Origin of the sequence: Klebsiella sp. 1SOBk10mer, assembly GCF_046602535.1 — a bacterium.
In the GTDB taxonomy this organism is placed as follows: Bacteria; Pseudomonadota; Gammaproteobacteria; order Enterobacterales; family Enterobacteriaceae; genus Klebsiella; species Klebsiella quasipneumoniae.
Window position 1 is genome coordinate 205,212 of the sequence record NZ_JBKIUP010000003.1, and the last position, 16,275, is coordinate 221,486.

17 protein-coding genes are annotated in these 16,275 nt (G+C 59.8%); 11 read left to right on the top strand and 6 right to left on the bottom strand.

Going from position 1 to position 16,275, the window contains the following annotated elements:
• The first annotated feature begins 7 nt into the window (after positions 1 to 7).
• Positions 8 to 1,567 carry a YdgA family protein gene (locus ACLH1I_RS10920; protein WP_064794817.1) on the top strand — a complete coding sequence of 520 codons (1,560 nt, stop codon included), beginning with the start codon at positions 8 to 10 and terminating at the stop codon, positions 1,565 to 1,567.
• A 39-nt stretch (positions 1,568 to 1,606) separates the two neighbouring features.
• Here the strand turns inward: ACLH1I_RS10920 and ACLH1I_RS10925 are convergent, their stop codons facing one another.
• Positions 1,607 to 2,635 carry a Mal regulon transcriptional regulator MalI gene (locus tag ACLH1I_RS10925; RefSeq protein WP_017898705.1) on the bottom strand — a complete coding sequence of 343 codons (1,029 nt, stop codon included), beginning with the start codon at positions 2,633 to 2,635 and terminating at the stop codon, positions 1,607 to 1,609.
• 173 nt (positions 2,636 to 2,808) lie between these two features.
• Here ACLH1I_RS10925 and malX point away from each other — a divergent pair, with 173 nt between their 5' ends.
• Together malX and ACLH1I_RS10935 are read left to right on the top strand one after the other, a co-directional pair.
• Positions 2,809 to 4,401 carry a maltose/glucose-specific PTS transporter subunit IIBC gene (gene malX / locus ACLH1I_RS10930; RefSeq protein ID WP_017898706.1) on the top strand — a complete coding sequence of 531 codons (1,593 nt, stop codon included), beginning with the start codon at positions 2,809 to 2,811 and terminating at the stop codon, positions 4,399 to 4,401.
• 52 nt (positions 4,402 to 4,453) lie between these two features.
• Positions 4,454 to 5,626 carry a MalY/PatB family protein gene (locus ACLH1I_RS10935; RefSeq protein ID WP_064794816.1) on the top strand — a complete coding sequence of 391 codons (1,173 nt, stop codon included), beginning with the start codon at positions 4,454 to 4,456 and terminating at the stop codon, positions 5,624 to 5,626.
• A gap of 13 nt (positions 5,627 to 5,639) precedes the next feature.
• Here the strand turns inward: ACLH1I_RS10935 and ACLH1I_RS10940 are convergent, their stop codons facing one another.
• On the bottom strand, positions 5,640 to 6,668 hold the full coding sequence (locus tag ACLH1I_RS10940) for a CorA family divalent cation transporter (protein ID WP_048294707.1): 1,029 nt from the start codon (positions 6,666 to 6,668) through the stop codon (positions 5,640 to 5,642).
• Between the two features lie 308 nt (positions 6,669 to 6,976).
• Between ACLH1I_RS10940 and ydfZ the strand changes: the two genes are divergently transcribed.
• Positions 6,977 to 7,180: a putative selenium delivery protein YdfZ gene (gene ydfZ / locus ACLH1I_RS10945; protein WP_017898709.1), complete on the top strand. Its 204-nt coding sequence runs from the start codon at positions 6,977 to 6,979 to the stop codon at positions 7,178 to 7,180.
• Between the two features lie 70 nt (positions 7,181 to 7,250).
• Here the strand turns inward: ydfZ and ACLH1I_RS10950 are convergent, their stop codons facing one another.
• Complete coding sequence (locus ACLH1I_RS10950; protein ID WP_075201775.1) at positions 7,251 to 7,730, bottom strand: hypothetical protein; 480 nt, start codon at positions 7,728 to 7,730, stop codon at positions 7,251 to 7,253.
• Positions 7,731 to 7,969: 239 nt separating this feature from the next.
• Between ACLH1I_RS10950 and ACLH1I_RS10955 the strand changes: the two genes are divergently transcribed.
• From ACLH1I_RS10955 to ACLH1I_RS10970, 4 genes are all read left to right on the top strand, one after another.
• On the top strand, positions 7,970 to 8,323 hold the full coding sequence (locus tag ACLH1I_RS10955) for a DUF1304 domain-containing protein (protein WP_017898710.1): 354 nt from the start codon (positions 7,970 to 7,972) through the stop codon (positions 8,321 to 8,323).
• A gap of 103 nt (positions 8,324 to 8,426) precedes the next feature.
• The gene (yedE, locus tag ACLH1I_RS10960; RefSeq protein WP_043522946.1) at positions 8,427 to 9,638 is read left to right on the top strand and encodes a selenium metabolism membrane protein YedE/FdhT; all 1,212 of its coding nucleotides are present in this window, start codon (positions 8,427 to 8,429) and stop codon (positions 9,636 to 9,638) included.
• Positions 9,635 to 9,868: a sulfurtransferase-like selenium metabolism protein YedF gene (yedF, locus tag ACLH1I_RS10965; RefSeq protein ID WP_004204092.1), complete on the top strand. Its 234-nt coding sequence runs from the start codon at positions 9,635 to 9,637 to the stop codon at positions 9,866 to 9,868. The genes yedE and yedF overlap by 4 nt, the downstream gene beginning before the upstream one ends.
• A gap of 245 nt (positions 9,869 to 10,113) precedes the next feature.
• Positions 10,114 to 10,506, top strand: a complete 393-nt coding sequence (locus ACLH1I_RS10970; protein ID WP_004204091.1) for a DUF1398 domain-containing protein — start codon at positions 10,114 to 10,116, stop codon at positions 10,504 to 10,506.
• A 39-nt stretch (positions 10,507 to 10,545) separates the two neighbouring features.
• On the opposite strand, the gene ACLH1I_RS10975 is transcribed toward ACLH1I_RS10970, so the two are convergent.
• The gene (locus tag ACLH1I_RS10975) at positions 10,546 to 10,704 is read right to left on the bottom strand and encodes a YqaE/Pmp3 family membrane protein (protein WP_002903230.1); all 159 of its coding nucleotides are present in this window, start codon (positions 10,702 to 10,704) and stop codon (positions 10,546 to 10,548) included.
• Between the two features lie 282 nt (positions 10,705 to 10,986).
• On the opposite strand from ACLH1I_RS10975, the gene gap reads away from it, so the two are divergent.
• Positions 10,987 to 11,985, top strand: a complete 999-nt coding sequence (gene gap, locus ACLH1I_RS10980; protein WP_023318131.1) for a type I glyceraldehyde-3-phosphate dehydrogenase — start codon at positions 10,987 to 10,989, stop codon at positions 11,983 to 11,985.
• 48 nt (positions 11,986 to 12,033) lie between these two features.
• Here gap and aldA read toward each other — a convergent pair whose 3' ends face one another.
• The gene (gene aldA, locus ACLH1I_RS10985) at positions 12,034 to 13,473 is read right to left on the bottom strand and encodes an aldehyde dehydrogenase (protein ID WP_004204088.1); all 1,440 of its coding nucleotides are present in this window, start codon (positions 13,471 to 13,473) and stop codon (positions 12,034 to 12,036) included.
• Here aldA and ACLH1I_RS10990 point away from each other — a divergent pair.
• On the top strand, positions 13,472 to 13,609 hold the full coding sequence (locus tag ACLH1I_RS10990; protein WP_032425978.1) for a hypothetical protein: 138 nt from the start codon (positions 13,472 to 13,474) through the stop codon (positions 13,607 to 13,609). The genes aldA and ACLH1I_RS10990 overlap by 2 nt on opposite strands.
• Positions 13,610 to 13,670: 61 nt before the next feature.
• On the opposite strand, the gene ACLH1I_RS10995 is transcribed toward ACLH1I_RS10990, so the two are convergent.
• Positions 13,671 to 14,471 carry a YdcF family protein gene (locus ACLH1I_RS10995; protein ID WP_048324039.1) on the bottom strand — a complete coding sequence of 267 codons (801 nt, stop codon included), beginning with the start codon at positions 14,469 to 14,471 and terminating at the stop codon, positions 13,671 to 13,673.
• Between the two features lie 381 nt (positions 14,472 to 14,852).
• On the opposite strand from ACLH1I_RS10995, the gene ACLH1I_RS11000 reads away from it, so the two are divergent.
• A complete protein-coding gene (locus ACLH1I_RS11000; RefSeq protein ID WP_004204084.1) occupies positions 14,853 to 16,178 on the top strand; it encodes an MFS transporter in 1,326 nt (441 codons plus the stop codon).
• Positions 16,179 to 16,275: the final 97 nt, after the last annotated feature.

Genomic DNA, 16,275 nt, shown 5'->3' on the forward strand with positions numbered 1-16,275 from the left:
AAATGCTATGAAAAAATCGCTGGTCGCAGCAGGAATCATCGTGGCGCTGGGCGTGGTATGGACAGGCGGCGCCTGGTACACCGGTAAACAGCTGGAAGGCCGAATTGCCGATATGGTGCAGCAGGCTAACGCACAGCTACGCAGCAGCGCGCCGGAGTCAGGTCTGGAGCTGAGCTATCAGGACTACCAGCGCGGGCTGTTCAGCAGCCATCTGCAGCTGGTGGTGAAGCCCATCGCCGGTCAGGCTAACGGCTGGCTGGCCGCCGGACAGAGCGTGGTGCTTGACGAGGTGGTCGATCACGGCCCCTTCCCGCTGGCCTCGTTAAAAACCTTTAATCTGGCTCCGGCGATGGCTTCGGTCCACACCACGCTGGTGAAAAACGACGCCAGCCAGGCATTGTTCGAGATAGCCAAAGGCACTACCCCCTTCACCGTTGATACGCGCATCGCCTACAGCGGCGACAGCCAGTCGGCGATCGTTCTCAATGCCCTCGACTACGCCAAAGGGGATGAGAAAGTCACCTTCAGCGGCGGCCAGTTCCAGCTCGACGCCGACCGCGACGGCAAAAACATCAGCCTGAAGGGCCAGGCCGGCAGCGGTCAGATCGATGCCCTCAACGAATATAACCAGAAGGTGCAACTGCGCTTCGTCAACCTGACCACCGACGGCGCCACCGAGCTGGCCAGCTTCAACGAGCGTATCGGCCAGCAAAAAATGACCCTCGATAAGCTGGCCATCAGCGTCGAAGGCAAAGAGCTGGCGCTGGTTGACGGCATGGCGCTGGACGGCGGCTCGACGTTGACCAAGGACGGCAAAGGCGTGAACAGCCAGGTGAACTACACCGTCAACAGCCTTAAGCTGCAGGGTCAGGATATGGGCAGCGGCAAACTGACGCTGAAAGTGGATAACGTCGACGGTCAGGCGTGGCACCAGTTCAGCCAGCAGTACAGCGCGCAGTCTCAGGCGCTGCTGGCGAAGCCAGAGCTGGCGCAGAACCCGGAGCTGTACCAGCAGGCGCTTACCGAAACCCTGTTCAATGCGCTGCCGATCCTGCTTAAGGGCAATCCGTCGGTGACCATCTCCCCGCTGAGCTGGCGCAATGCCAAAGGCGAAAGCACCCTCAACCTCTCGGTTCTGCTGAAAGATCCGGCCCAGGTGACCGCTCCGCCGCAGACGCTGGCGGACAGCCTGGATCGCGTGGTGCAGTCCCTTGACGGCAAAATGGTGATCCCGGTGGATATGGCGACGGAGTTTATGACTAAGATCGCCGGTCTGGAAGGCTACCAGCCAGCCGACGCCGCCAAACTCGCCGATCAGCAGGTCAAAGGCCTGGCGGCGATGGGCCAGATGTTCCGCATCACCACCATGGAAGATAACGCCATCAGCAGCAGCCTGCAGTACGCGAACGGCCAGGTGACGCTGAACGGCCAGAAAATGCCGCTGGAGGATTTTGCCGCGATGTTTGGTCTGGAAGCGCCTTCGCTACCGGACGGCGCGCCGCAGGACGGCCAGCCGCAGCAGGATGACGCCGCGCCTCAGCAGGACGACGCCGCCCCGCAGCCGTAACGTATCGGCTCAGGAGACGGCCACCGCGCGCCGTCTCCGTCATTTTCTCGTCACCAGCCGCGGGGGCATGATCTGGTTTCGCGTCTCGCCCGCGCCCTCCTCCAGCCGCCGCAGCATCGACTCCGCCAGCGTTTTGCCCATCTCGCGCGCCGGGGTAGTGACCCAGGTAAGCGGCAGGTCGTCAAGTGCGGCCTCGGGCACATCGGCGAACGCCGCCAGCGCCACCCGCTGCTCGAAGTAGCTGTCGACGCCATCTTCCCCGCTCTGCCTTCCAGCCCGCAGCAGACCGAACCACGCGCCGGTCGCCACCACGTTGTTGTAGCACACCACCGCGGTGATGGTCGGATTTTGCCCCAGCAGCGCGCTCATCGCCTCCGCCGCCTGCTTCTGGCTCGACTCGCACTCCAGCACCCATTCGCTGTGAAACGGCAGACCGTATTTCAGCAAGGTGGCGCAATAGCCGCCGACCCGCTCGGCGCGGGTCAGCGACGAGCTCTGGCCGCCAAGCCAGGCGATCCGCTGATGGCCGCGGCGGATCAGATGCTCGGTCACCAGCTGCGCCGCCTGCATGTTGTCCGGGCGGATCAGGTCGACATCGTCGAGATAGCTGGCGCGGGAAGCGAACACCAGCGGCACCCCCGCCTCCGCCGCCCGCTCGCGCAGCTCGCTGCCGCGGTCGATGGCCCCGGCGATGATCACCCCGTCCACCCCCTGCGCCGCCAGCGTATCAAACCGTTGAGCCATCTTCTCGCCGCTGCGTCCCCCCTGGGTGAGAAACACCATTTTCCCCTGCCTCTCCAGGGCATCGGTGAGGCCGGCGGTTAACTCGGCATAGAACGGTTTAGAGAGATCGCTGACGATAAGGCCAATCACCCCGCTCTGTCCGCCGCGCAGCGAGGCGGCCTGACGGTTGCGCACAAATCCCAGCTGCTCGATGGCCTGATTAACCCGCTCGCCGGTGGCGCTGGAGATGCGCCCTTTGCCGCTCAGCACCAGCGAAACGGTGCTCACGGAGACGCCGGCGGCCAGTGCCACATCATTGATGGTGATCTTTTTTGCGATTGCCATAACCTGCTGGCTGACTCCCTTGCCTGTCGATAAAACGTTTTATCATTGTGCGATCTTTATAAACCTTATTATCGCTTGAATATGTGATTTTTATCGCACTAAAAAGTGGTAAAACGTTTTATCTTGCCGTGGCGTTAGTTCTTCCCGACCACTTGAGAATCAGGAACCGTGCTATGACGGCGAAAACCGCACCAAAAATCACCTTGTGGGAATTTTTCCAGCAGCTGGGAAAAACCTTTATGCTGCCCGTGGCGTTGCTCTCGTTTTGCGGGATCATGCTGGGGATCGGCAGCTCGTTAAGCAGTCAGGATGTTTTGACCCTGCTGCCGTGGCTGGATATGCCGCTGCTGCAGGCCATCTTTATCTGGATGAGCAAAGTCGGCTCCTTTGCCTTCAGCTTCCTGCCGGTGATGTTTTGTATCGCCATCCCGTTGGGGCTGGCACGGGAGAACAAAGGCGTCGCCGCCTTCGCCGGTTTTGTCGGCTACGCGGTCATGAACCTGGCGGTCAACTTCTGGCTGACGGCGAAAGGCATTCTGCCCACCACCGACGCCGCGATCCTTAAGGCCAACAATATCCAGAACATCATCGGTATTCCATCGATCGATACCGGGATCCTCGGGGCGGTTATCGCCGGGATTATCGTCTGGCTGCTGCATGAGCGCTTTCACAACATTCGCCTGCCGGACGCCCTGGCCTTCTTCGGCGGCACCCGCTTCGTGCCGATCGTCACCACCGTGGTGCTGGGTCTGGTCGGGCTGGCGATCCCGCTGGTGTGGCCGGTCTTCGCCATGGGGATCAACGCCCTCGGGAAGATGATCAATAGCGCCGGCGATTTTGGGCCGATGATCTTCGGCACCGGCGAGCGACTGCTGCTGCCGTTTGGCCTGCACCACATCCTGGTGGCGCTGATCCGCTTCACGGAAGCCGGCGGCACCCTCGACGTCTGCGGCCACAGCGTCAGCGGCGCGCTGACCATCTTCCAGGCGCAGCTGAGCTGCCCGACCACCCACGGCTTCGCCGAAAGCGCCACCCGCTTCCTGTCGCAGGGTAAGATGCCAGCCTTCCTCGGCGGTCTGCCGGGCGCCGCGCTGGCGATGTACCACTGCGCCCGTCCGGAAAACCGGCATAAAATTAAAGGCCTGCTGATCTCCGGGGTGATCGCCTGCGTGGTGGGCGGCACCACCGAGCCGCTGGAGTTCCTGTTCCTGTTCGTGGCGCCGGTCCTGTATGTCATCCACGCCCTGCTGACCGGTCTCGGCTTTACCATCATGGCGGTGCTCGGCGTCACCATCGGCAACACCGACGGCAATATTATCGACTTCGTGGTGTTTGGCATCCTGCATGGTCTGGCGACCAAGTGGTATCTGGTGCCGGTGGTGGCGGCAATCTGGTTTGCGGCCTACTATGCCATCTTCCGCTTCGCCATCACCCGCTTCAATCTGAAAACGCCGGGCCGCGATATCGACACCGCCGCCAGCGTGGAGAAAGCGGTCGCTGGCACCATTGGTAAATCCGGGTATAACGTGCCGGCGATTCTGGCGGCCCTCGGCGGCGCCGACAACATTGTCTCGCTGGATAACTGCATTACCCGTCTGCGTCTGTCGGTACACGATATGAGCAAAGTGGACGCTGCCGCGCTGAAAGCCCACCGCGCCATCGGGGTGGTTCAGCTCAACCAGCATAATCTGCAGGTGGTGATTGGCCCGCAGGTGCAGTCGGTAAAAGATGAAATGGCCACGCTGATGAATACCGTTCAGGCCTGATCTCACCGGTCCCCTTCCGGCACGGAGGGGGACCCTTGCTAAGGAAGTTCCGATGTTTGATTTTTCCATACCCATCGACCGCCACGGCACCTGGTGCACGCAGTGGGACTATGTCGCAGACCGCTTTGGCGTCCCCGACCTGCTGCCGTTCACCATCTCCGATATGGATTTCGCCACCGCGCCCTGCATCCTCGACGCCGTCAGCCGGCGGCTGGCCCACGGCGTGTTCGGCTACAGCCGCTGGCAGAACGAGGCGTTTCTCGGGGCGATAGCCCACTGGTACGCCAGCCGCTTTCACAGCGTCATCGATCCGCAAACGGTGGTTTACGGACCGTCGGTTATTTATATGGTGGCGGAAACCATCCGCCAGTGGTCGCAAGTAGGCGACGGCGTCGTCGTCCATACTCCCGCCTACGATGCGTTCTATAACACTATCACCGCTAACCGCCGACAGATCGCCCCGGTGCCACTGACCCTGACGGACAATCAATGGCACTGCGATATGGCGCGCCTGGAAGCGGCGCTGGCGGAGCCGAAGAATACCCTGCTGCTGCTCTGCAGCCCGCACAACCCAACGGGCAAAGTCTGGCGCCGCGAGGAGCTCCAGACCATGGCGGCGCTGTGCCAAAAGCATGGCGTCAGGGTGATTAGCGACGAAATTCATATGGACATGACCTGGGGCGACCACCGTCATATCCCGTGGAGCGAGGTGGCTCAGGGGCCGTGGGCGCTGTTCACCTCCGGATCAAAGAGCTTCAATATTCCGGCCTTTACCGGGGCCTATGGCTTTATCCCTGAGGCAAACTGCCGCGACAGCTATCTGCAGGCGCTGAAAGCGCGCGATGGACTCTCGTCGCCCTCGGTGCCGGCGCTGCTGGCTCATATCGCCGCCTACCGCGACGGGGCGCCCTGGCTCGACGCCCTGCGCGACTACCTGCAGGAGAACCTGCGCTATGTGGCTGATACGCTCAATCGCGCCTTCCCTGCGCTGCGCTGGCAGCCGCCGGAGGCCACCTACCTGGCGTGGATCGACCTGCGCCCCCTCAACATTGACGACCGCGCACTGCAGCAGGCGCTGATCGCCGGGCAGAAGGTGGCGATTATGCCGGGATATACCTATGGTCCCGAAGGCAATGGCTTTCTGCGCCTCAACGTCGGCTGTCCACGCGAGAAGCTGGAGCGCGGTGTCGCAGGGCTGATAGCCGCCCTGCGCAGCCTCAGTTGACGCGCGGCACTGACTACAGATCGTCACGCCGGCGGAACGCCAGGTAGCCGGCGCCGAGGGTAAAGATGCCGACAATCACCACCAGCAGGATAAACCCGTGGTGATTGCTCGCCAGCGGGATCCCGCCGACGTTCATGCCGAAGAAACCGGCCACAATGTTAATCGGTAGCGCGAGGACCGTGATCACCGTCAGGGTGTAGAGGGTGCGGTTACTCTGCTCCAGCTGGCGGGCGCCGATCTCCTCCTGCAGCAGGCTGATGCGCTCGATCAGGCCGGACAGGTCATTAAGCACCACGCTAAACTCTTCGGTGAACTGACGAAATGCCTGCACCACCGCGCGATCCATCCACGCTGGCGGCCGGTTAAGCAGCCGGAACATTGCCGCCGGTTCCGGCGCCAGCAGCCGTTGAAAACGCAGCAGCATCCGCCGCAGCCGCGCCAGATCGGCCCGATTACGCTGCACGTGATTGCTCAGGAGTCGCTCTTCAATCAGGTCGACGTGGCGGCTGGCCTGGCGCACCACCTGCTCCAGCACCTCCTCCTGCTCCTCCAGCAAAAAGGCCAGCAGTTCAGCGGAGGTATGCACCTTAAGCGTATGCAGACGCGGCAGCATCCATTCGATAAACCGCAATGGTTTGAAACGCGCTGTCACCACCAGCTTCGGGCTACAGTAGAGCCACAGCGTGGCGGTTTCCGCGCTGGTGTCTTGCGGACGAAACAGCACGTCGTTAAGCACGGCGAACAGATTTTCCCCTTGCCGTTCAATACGGGTGGTATGCGAGCCGCTGCGGATCTCCTCAAAGAAAAAGTCCGCCACGGGAAAGTGACTGATTAGCCATTTTTCGGCGGTGGCGTGATTGAGATTAAGATGCAGCCAGATAAAGGCCTTATCGTCAGCCAGCGCCTGATAGCTGGCACATACCTCACCAGAGGCAATAGGCTGTGGGGGGTGATCTTCGTGAAACAGATAGCCATACACCAGGCCGGACACTTCCATATCAAAATCGGGCTTTAACATCTTCGCGGTGACGTCTTGACTCATGGCTCCCTCAGGACAGGCACTGGCACCGTTGATGCCCAGATAGCGCCATATTTCGCTATTTTTCGCGGACTGGCAAGGTTAATAATCCTGCCGCAAAACCGTCATCTGACGGACATATTTCGGGCAGCATGCCTGAGTCATACCCGGCGTGCTGACCAAGCGCATCGCGCGACGATCTGGCCTTCTCGCTGTGCTTTTATCGTCACTATTAAAATAATTTTGATATTCCTCAAAACTTTTTTAGGCGGGAAGCGGTATTAATTTGGCCGCTTAATCATTGCTTACCCTGGTTTATTGAGGAGGAGACCATGAAAACCTATGACCGTAATCGTAACGCTATTGCTACCGGCAGTATGGTCATGATCGCTGGTAACGGTACGACGGGCGTGATTAAAGCGATCCATGGCGAGGGGAAAACCGCCGAGCAGCTGCGTCGGGCGGACTGCGTGGAAATCGACGGCTGCGAGGAACGCTTCTGCCCGTTAGATCTGATCCGTCTCGGTTTCCATTAATCCCTGCCGTCAAGGCACCATGAGCAGGCCACCCAGCGTGGCCTCTTCTTTTTCAGGCTGATCCAGGCGCTTAGCGAAAGCTCCACTGAATACTCATCACGAAGATCGCCGGTATAATAATCCCGCCCTCGACGCCGAAGTAATCGGTAAAGTTGTATTGCAGACCATGATAAATATAGGGCGAAAAACCGACGCCGGTGATTTTTTTGGCGGTGCGGTAGGTGCCTGAGTCGCCGCAGTGGCTGAAAGCGTCAAAGAAAAATTCCCCGGTATAGGCATACACGCCTTTCAGCAGCCAGCCGGTGTCGTTTTTCAGCCAGTCGCGGCGCACGCCGAGGGTCAGACAGCGATCGTCGAAGCTGTTTTTCATGGTGCCGACCAGCGCGCTGTATTTTGAATCCGCTGAAAACTTGCGCTCCACCGAGAAAAAGTTGTTGTTGAAATGCTCGTTATATTGTCCGTGGTTACCGGTCATGTGATAAACATAGGAGCCGGTATTCATCGAATAAAGATTGAATTCCCCGGCCTGCGCCGACGGCATGGCAACCAACAATAGCCCGGATAACAAAATCCATAATTTATTTAACATTCAGTAACCTACGCCACACCTGTAAAAAAAGAACCCGGCATACTATCACCGCGAAGCTAAACCAAAGGGCAATCAGATACACCGACGCTTTTCGCGGCAGGCAAACATGATGCTATAAGCACTATAGCAGTCGCCCTCTCGCCTGGTGAGCGCCAGCGGCTATACTGCTGACACATTCATCTTATTGATTAAGGACTGCTGTGTTAGCCACTCTCCTCGTTGCGCTGGTCGCTATTATTCATCTCGCCATCCTGGTGCTGGAGATGTTTTTCTGGGAAGCGCCCGCCGGGCGCCGGGCCTTTAACCTCAGCGCCGATTTCGCCCGGGAAAGCCGGGTGCTGGCGGCCAACCAGGGGTTGTATAACGGTTTCCTGGCCGCCGGCCTGGCATGGGGGCTGTGGCTGGGGGCATCGGGCGTGCAGGTGGTGATCTTTTTCCTCGCCTGCGTGCTGGCCGCCGGGATATTCGGCGCGCTGACCGCCAGCCGCAAAATTCTCTATATTCAGGCGCTGCCCGCGCTGCTGGCGCTGCTTGCGGTGCTGGCGCAGGCGTAGGGTCTTGATCCAAAACAGAGAAAGCAGGCGCTAAGGCGGATACTATGTGCCCCCTTCGGTCGGTCATCGACCGTTAATACCTTCTGAGTTCAGAGGCATTTTTATGACATGGCAATCCTTCAAACAGGCCTGGCTTATCCGGTTCTGGTCTCCCGTCCCGGCGGTCATCGCCGCGGGCATTCTCTCAACCTACTATTTTGGCATCACCGGCACCTTCTGGGCGGTGACCGGCGAATTTACCCGCTGGGGTGGCCAGCTGCTGCAGCTGCTGGGGGTCCACAGCGAACAGTGGGGCTATTATCAGCTGATCCATCTCGACGGGACGCCGCTGACCCGCATCGACGGCAGGATGATCATCGGCATGTTCGGCGGCTGCCTGGCCGCGGCATTGTGGGCCAATAACGTCAAACTGCGCTTGCCACGCAGCCGGATCCGCATAGTGCAGGCCGTGGCCGGGGGTATCATCGCCGGGTTCGGCGCGCGGCTGGCGATGGGCTGCAATCTGGCGGCGTTTTTCACCGGCATTCCGCAGTTCTCCCTGCACGCCTGGCTGTTTGCCATCGCCACCGCCATCGGCTCCTGGTTTGGCGCTCGCTTCACCCTGCTGCCTCTATTTCGCATCCCGGTAAAAATGCAAAAGGTATCCGCCGCTTCGCCGTTAACCCAAAAACCGCTGCAGGCACGCCGCCGTTTCCGCCTGGGCATGGTGGTCTTTTTCGCCATGATCGGCTGGGGCCTGCTCACCGCCGCAGACCACCCTGCGCTCGGCCTGGCGATGCTGTTCGGCATCGGCTTCGGTCTGCTTATCGAGCGGGCGCAGATCTGCTTTACCTCCGCCTTTCGCGATATGTGGATCACCGGCCGGACGGTGATGGCGAAGGCGATAATCTTCGGCATGGCGGCGAGCGCCATCGGCATCTTCAGCTATGTGCAACTGGGGATGGCGCCGAAAATCATGTGGGCCGGTCCCAACGCGGCGATCGGCGGGCTACTGTTCGGCTTTGGCATCGTGCTGGCCGGCGGCTGTGAAACCGGCTGGATGTACCGGGCGGTGGAAGGTCAGGTTCACTACTGGTGGGTGGGGCTGGGCAACATCATCGGCTCCACGCTGCTCGCCTGGTGCTGGGACGATATCGCCGCCCCGCTCGCCACCCACTGGCAAAAGGTCAACCTGCTGAACGCTTTTGGTCCCTTCGGCGGACTGCTGGCGACCTATCTGCTGCTGCTGATCGCCCTGCTGCTGGTGATCGCCTGGGAGAGACATTTTTTCCGCCGCCAGTCGGCAGCGGTCCGGACCGTGAAGGAGAGTGCATGAAAAACATCATCCCTGATTATCGCCTGGACATGGTCGGCGAGCCCTGCCCTTATCCGGCGGTCGCCACCCTGGAGGCGATGCCCTCTCTGCAAAAAGGCGAGATCCTCGAAGTGATAAGCGACTGTCCGCAGTCGATCAATAACATTCCGCTCGATGCCAGGAACCATGGCTATACGGTGCTGGATATTCAGCAGGATGGCCCGACCATTCGCTATCTGATCCAGAAGTAATCCCGTTTTCCCGCCGGCGACCTTCATCGCCGGCATGGATTTCCCCGTCTCGCCATGTCCTCACCATCAGATGGGCCGTGCAGGCAAACGATTGCAATAGATTGTAACACTTGAAACGGTGTTCCAGTCATCAAATAACCATTAATATAACGCGGCTATATTATTAAAATACGAATAAGTAACTTCGTGAATGGTTTCTGCCGCTACCGGCCAAAGCCGCACACAGCAATACAATAAGGATAGAAATGGAACTGCTGGCCAGGCTGGGTTATTTTTTTGAGCAAGTGCGTGCAGATGCCGATTTTGCCACCTTCGCCAATGAACTACGTCGGCACCAGGTCTCGTGTTACATCTACTTTGTCTCCACCGGCAATATGAATTTCGTGATGGCAAACGACAAGGTGATCACGATAAAAAGCGCCCGCAGCCTGCTGCGCGTGCGCAGCGCCCCCAACCAGCAGCTGACCTCGGCTGCGGTCATCCGCCATTTTGCCGGCGCCATCAACTTTGAACAATACTGTAAGGATCTCGCCAGCGCCGGGGTGTTTAAGTGGAGCGTCGACCTGGACGAGGAGACTCGCCACTACTGGTCGAAGGATAACAGGCTGCTGTATAAAGAGAGCCTGATTCCCCCCTGAGCGGGTCCCGGGGGGAAGTCTGGTTTGCGGGGCCAGCTCTTAATCGCGGGTCTGCACCCAAAAGGCGTGGATCAGGCCTGGAATATAGCCCAGCAGGGTCAAAATAATGTTGAGAATAAACGCCCAGCCGAAACCTTTCCCCAGCAGAACCCCCAGCGGCGGCAGAATGATAGTAAAAACGATTCTCCAGAATCCCATAAGTTCTCCCTTCATCTAATGTCAACATTTTACTAAGCTATTCAATAGTTAAGCATAGACGCTTTTCACCGCTTCGCCAGCAGGCTGCGCCCTCATCTCCGGTAACAAAAATTATTTCCTGCCGTCACGGATAAAAAAGTCCGCCAAAACATCCACTTTTTTGCCTCATGCTGTGGGCCTGACAGCGAACCGCACAGATTGTCAGTTGACCTGGCTGCCAGTCAGGACTAAGCCTGGAGAAGTTTTATCACATCGAGTCGTTTTACCAACCGGAGAATATCCATGAGTAAACTTGGGATTAATGGTTTTGGTCGTATCGGACGTCTGGTGTTACGCCGTTTATTAGAAGTCGACAGCAGCCTCGAGGTGGTGGCCATCAACGACCTCACCTCGCCAAAAGTGCTGGCCTACCTGTTAAAGCATGATTCAAACTACGGCCCCTTCCCGTGGAGCGTCGACTTCACGGAAGATGCGCTGATCGTCAACGGCAAGACCATCACCGTGTATGCCGAAAAAGAGGCGCAACATATTCCGTGGCAGGCGGCGGGCGCGGAAGTGATTGTGGAGTGTACCGGGTTCTACACCTCGGCAGAGAAATCGCAGGCCCATCTTCAGGCCGGCGCACGCAAGGTACTGATTTCGGCCCCCGCCGGCGAGATGAAAACCATCGTCTATAACGTCAACGATGACACCCTGACGGCGGATGACACCATCATCTCCGTCGCCTCCTGCACCACCAACTGCCTGGCGCCAATGGCCAAAGTGCTGCAGGATGCCTTCGGCATCACCGTAGGCACCATGACCACCATCCACGCCTATACCGGCACCCAGTCGCTGGTGGACGGACCGCGCGGTAAAGATTTGCGCGCCTCCAGGGCGGCGGCGGAAAACGTCATCCCGCACACCACCGGCGCGGCCAAAGCTATCGGCCTGGTGATCCCCGCCCTGAGCGGCAAGCTGAAAGGCCATGCCCAGCGCGTACCGACCAAAACCGGCTCAGTGACAGAGCTGGTGTCGGTGCTTGAGAAAAAGGTGACTGCGGATGAGGTTAATCAAGCGATGAAGCAGGCGGCTGAGGGCAATGAATCCTTTGGCTATACCGAAGAAGAGATTGTCTCTTCCGATATCATCGGCAGCCATTTCGGTTCAATCTACGATGCCACCCAGCTGGAGATTGTGGAGGCCGGCGGCGTACAGCTGGTGAAAACCGTCGCCTGGTACGACAACGAATACGGTTTTGTCACCCAGCTGATCCGCGTGCTGGAGAAATTTGCCCGCTAAGTGAACGGCGGACAGCCTGCGCTGCCCGCCGATTCTGCATTGAGCGTCTCAGGCCTGCAGATAGACCACCTGGGTCTGCAGGTACTCATTCAGGCCATGGCGGCCATCTGCGCCGCCGATCCCTGATTTACGCCAGCCGGCGTGGAATCCCTGCATCGCCTCAAAGTTCTCGCGGTTGATATAGGTTTCGCCGAACTTCAGCCCCTTAATCGCCTTCATCGCCACGTTGAGATCGCGGGTGTAGATTGAGGAGGTGAGGCCATAATCGCTGTCATTGGCCATCGCCAGCGCTTCATCGAGAGTTGAAAACGCCACCACCGGCAGCACCGGACCGAAGGTTTCCTCATGGATAATATCCATCTCCTGACGCACATCCAGCAGCAGGGTCGGCGGATAAAAATAGCCTTTCCCCTCCAGCGGCTGACCGCCCAGCGCTACCCGCGCCCCCTGCGCCACCGCCTTCGCCACTTTGCGCGCCACCTGATCCCGCGCGGCAGCGTTGATCAGCGGCCCCATCGCGATGTCATCCCGCGCCGCCGGGTCGCCAAACTGCACGGCCTTCATCGCCTCGCCGAGGCGGTTGACGAAGCGGTCGTAAATCCCCTGCTGAACATAGACCCGCTCGACGCAGTTGCACACCTGCCCGGTGTTGATCACCCGCGAGTCCACCACCGCCTTCACCGCCAGCTCCACATCCGCATCGTCCATGACGATGGCCGGCGCTTTGCCGCCAAGCTCAAGGCACACTTTGGTGATATTTTTCGCCGCGGCGGCCATGATTTTCTCCCCCGCCGCCACGCTGCCGGTCATGCTGACCATCGCCACCTTCGGATTGCCGGCCAGCTCCTGGCCGACGGTTTCCCCACGGCCGAGCACCAGGTTAAAGACCCCTTTCGGCAGCCCAACCTGGTGGACGATCTCGGCGAAAGCAATAGCGTTATTGGGCGTGAATTCGCTGGGCTTAATGACGATGGTATTTCCGGTGATCAGCGCCGGCGCCAGCTTGCGGGCGATAAGAAAAAACGGGAAGTTCCACGGCAGGATCCCGGTGGTCACCCCCAGCGCGCGTTTGAAGACAAGGATATTTTCCCCGGGACGGTCGCTCTGCACGATCTCCCCTTCATAACGCCGCGCCCATTCGGCCATGTAGTCGAGATAGTCGGCGGTGAACGCCACCTCCACCGCCGCCAGCTGCTGGATCTTGCCGCCTTCAGCGACGATCAGCCCGGCGATGTCATCGGCACGCTGACGGATGCCGGCGGCAATTTTGCGCAGCCAGCCCGCGCGCTCAATGGCCGGCAGCGCCTCCCAGGCCGGCTGGGCGCGCTCCGCCGCGTCAATCGCCAGCCGCGCCTCTTCCGCGGTCCCGTCCGGGATCCGCGACAGCAGCGCTTCGGTCGCCGGGTTAAGCACGTCGATCCAGCCGTCGCCGTGACCGGAAACGAACTGGCCATCAATATACATCTGGTGTTGAACGGGTGCTGTCATGGCTGCTCCTGTGGTGCATTTGTATTTAACAAGTGATTTTTTTGTTAAATATCGGGCGGATAAGCCGTGGCTTCGCAGCACGTTGGCGCAGTTTTGTGAGCTGATTCATAAAACCGGGCCAAAAATACCCGGTTGAGGTTACATTTCAATAACACAAATTGCCCGTTTGCGATAAATCTGCCGCAAACGGGCATTTATCAGCCGAGGATGCGGGCCTGCAGCGCCCCGGCGAGCCGGTCATCCTCCCGCAGCTGTCGCCAGGCGTCGAGGATCTCCGGCGGGAAAGTCACGTGGCTGATAAAGTCTTTCCCCCGTGGACCGTACCCTTCAGGGGAATCCTGCAGACGCGGCAGTTCGCCGAGCAGCAGCGCCAGGTAGCGGGTCACCGGCCACAGCCCCGCCCCGCCGCCCACGAACCCCAGCTGGCCGTCGGTCTGTTGCAGCACCGGCGTGCAGCCGGGAAAGCTCAGCCACTGCGGCGGCGTCGTCGCCCCCTGCCAGACGCGGGCGAAGGTGGCCATCGTCCGCCGCTGCATGGTGGGGTCCTGAATGACGATCCCGCGACGATGGGGGATCCCCCGACTCTCCAGCATTGTGCGAGTAAAGCGCGCGTTTTCGCCGCAGTTGGTCGACCGATCCTCCACCACCAGCCGCGGGCGAGGAATGTGCCAGAAGTCATGCGCAATATCAGCCAGAATATGCGCTTCCGGACGCCCCTCCACCGCGAGCGAACGGTAGCGCGGATCTTCGCGCACCGCCTCATACAGAAAACCGGTGGAGTGCCCTACGCCGCCGCTGATCAGCAGCGGAACCTCCTGCTCCGCCGCCAGTCGGCAGGCGGCGTCGATGGTAGGGATCACGGCGTTGCCAGCCAGCACCACCACATCCACCGCCGGCGGCGCGGTCAGCGTCGCCAGATCGTTTTGCGCCAGCCAGCCGCCGGTCAGGTTTGCCGCCGCCAGCGTCGTCGCCGACAGCGGGGGAAAGTGTTCTGCCATTCTGATCTCCTTAATCACCTCTCAGCCGCGCAGAGAGAATAGTCTGGCCATCATAAACGCCGCCTGCCGGGGCGCAAAGCGACGCTGATTTGTAACTATTTTGAAATAACAAGAAACATCTAAAAACACGCAGGTTGCACCTGAATAACTGACCATGAAAATAACAAAAAACAGCAAAAACAGGTGGAAAATAAAAATTTACCTCGCGGTTACACCAGACAAAAGCGCGTTTTCTTGCCCGCATTGCCGAGGGATAACTTGCCAATTGTAACCATCAACTCTAAGTTGCTTAACAATTGCACAACCTTTTTCACATCAGGTTGCACCCTGCACGCACAGAGTGACACCTGACCTTTTACCGTGGCGGGAGAACGTTTCGTAATGAGCAATCCAGCAAGCAACACTGCATCCATTCTGCAGAAAAACAAGAAGGTACTGATCGCGAGCCTGACCGGCAGCGCCATCGAATGGTTCGATTATTTTCTCTATGGCACCGCCGCCGCGCTGGTGTTTAACAAAATCTTCTTTCCGATGGTCGACCCGGTCATTGGTCTGATCCTCTCCTGGCTCTCCTTTTCGCTCACCTTTTTTATCCGCCCCATCGGCGGAGTCATTTTCGCCCATATCGGCGATCGCATCGGTCGCAAGAAGACGCTGGTGCTCACCCTGTCGCTGATGGGCAGCGCCACGGTGGCCATTGGCCTGCTGCCCACCTACGAGATGGTGGGCCTGTGGGCACCGGCCCTGCTGATTACCCTGCGCATTATTCAGGGCATGGGTATCGGCGGCGAATGGGGCGGCGCGCTGCTGCTGGCCTACGAATACGCCCCGGAAAAGCGGAAAGGCTTTTTCGGCAGTATTCCCCAGGCCGGCGTGACCATCGGCATGCTGATGGCAACCTTCATCGTCTCGCTGATGACCCTGTTCGATGAGGCGCAGTTTCTCGCCTGGGGCTGGCGCATTCCGTTCCTGCTCAGCTCCGTCCTCGTTTTCCTCGGCCTGTGGATCCGCAAAGACATCGACGAAACGCCCGCCTTTAAGCAGGTGAAACAGTCTGGCCAGGTGGCGAAGGCTCCGCTGCGCGAGACGCTCAAACACCACTGGCGGGAAGTGCTGATCGCCGCGGGTCTGAAAGTGGTGGAGACCGCCCCCTTCTATATCTTCTCCACCTTTGTGGTCAGCTACGCCACCACCACCCTGAGCTATCAGAAGTCGCAGGCGCTGGAATCCGTCACCCTGGGCGCGCTGGTGGCCACCGTGATGATCCCGCTGATGGGGCTGCTGTCCGACAAGGTGGGTCGGCAAAAAATGTACACCCTGAGCGTGGTGCTGCTGGGGCTGTTTATCGTCCCGTGGTTCCTGCTGCTCGACACCGGCACCAGCTGGGGCATTATGCTGGCGACGATCGTTGCCTTCGGCATCCTGTGGGCGCCGGTGACCGCGGTGCTGGGCACCCTGTGCTCAGAGATTTTCAGCGCCAATGTGCGCTATACCGGGATCACCCTCGGCTACCAGCTGGGCGCCGCGCTGGCCGGGGGCACCGCGCCGCTTATCGCCACCGGTCTGCTGGCGAAATACGATGGTGACTGGCGACCGGTGGCCGTCTACCTGGGCGTGACGGTGGCGATTTCGCTGCTGGCGATATTCTGCGCCAGCCGGATGAAATCCGTCCCTGGCGCGGCGCGCTCCCGGGCGGAAAGCGCCTAACCGCAGCCGGTCCGGGCTACCTCGGCGCCGACCATCCTGCCCGGGTGCTGCGCTTGCGCGGGCCTACAGGGGGATCACGCCGCGGGGGAAACCGCTC

What these genes read in the sequence shown, in the direction of transcription:
- ACLH1I_RS10920 (WP_064794817.1), top strand. Translation starts at nt 8, where the DNA reads ATGAAAAAATCGCTGGTCGCAGCAGGAATCATCGTGGCGCTGGGCGTG.
- ACLH1I_RS10925 (WP_017898705.1), bottom strand. Translation starts at nt 2,635, where the DNA reads ATGGCAATCGCAAAAAAGATCACCATCAATGATGTGGCACTGGCCGCC.
- malX (WP_017898706.1), top strand. Translation starts at nt 2,809, where the DNA reads ATGACGGCGAAAACCGCACCAAAAATCACCTTGTGGGAATTTTTCCAG.
- ACLH1I_RS10935 (WP_064794816.1), top strand. Translation starts at nt 4,454, where the DNA reads ATGTTTGATTTTTCCATACCCATCGACCGCCACGGCACCTGGTGCACG.
- ACLH1I_RS10940 (WP_048294707.1), bottom strand. Translation starts at nt 6,668, where the DNA reads ATGAGTCAAGACGTCACCGCGAAGATGTTAAAGCCCGATTTTGATATG.
- ydfZ (WP_017898709.1), top strand. Translation starts at nt 6,977, where the DNA reads ATGAAAACCTATGACCGTAATCGTAACGCTATTGCTACCGGCAGTATG.
- yedE (WP_043522946.1), top strand. Translation starts at nt 8,427, where the DNA reads ATGACATGGCAATCCTTCAAACAGGCCTGGCTTATCCGGTTCTGGTCT.
- yedF (WP_004204092.1), top strand. Translation starts at nt 9,635, where the DNA reads ATGAAAAACATCATCCCTGATTATCGCCTGGACATGGTCGGCGAGCCC.
- ACLH1I_RS10970 (WP_004204091.1), top strand. Translation starts at nt 10,114, where the DNA reads ATGGAACTGCTGGCCAGGCTGGGTTATTTTTTTGAGCAAGTGCGTGCA.
- ACLH1I_RS10975 (WP_002903230.1), bottom strand. Translation starts at nt 10,704, where the DNA reads ATGGGATTCTGGAGAATCGTTTTTACTATCATTCTGCCGCCGCTGGGG.
- gap (WP_023318131.1), top strand. Translation starts at nt 10,987, where the DNA reads ATGAGTAAACTTGGGATTAATGGTTTTGGTCGTATCGGACGTCTGGTG.
- ACLH1I_RS10990 (WP_032425978.1), top strand. Translation starts at nt 13,472, where the DNA reads ATGGCTGCTCCTGTGGTGCATTTGTATTTAACAAGTGATTTTTTTGTT.
- aldA (WP_004204088.1), bottom strand. Translation starts at nt 13,473, where the DNA reads ATGACAGCACCCGTTCAACACCAGATGTATATTGATGGCCAGTTCGTT.
- ACLH1I_RS10995 (WP_048324039.1), bottom strand. Translation starts at nt 14,471, where the DNA reads ATGGCAGAACACTTTCCCCCGCTGTCGGCGACGACGCTGGCGGCGGCA.
- ACLH1I_RS11000 (WP_004204084.1), top strand. Translation starts at nt 14,853, where the DNA reads ATGAGCAATCCAGCAAGCAACACTGCATCCATTCTGCAGAAAAACAAG.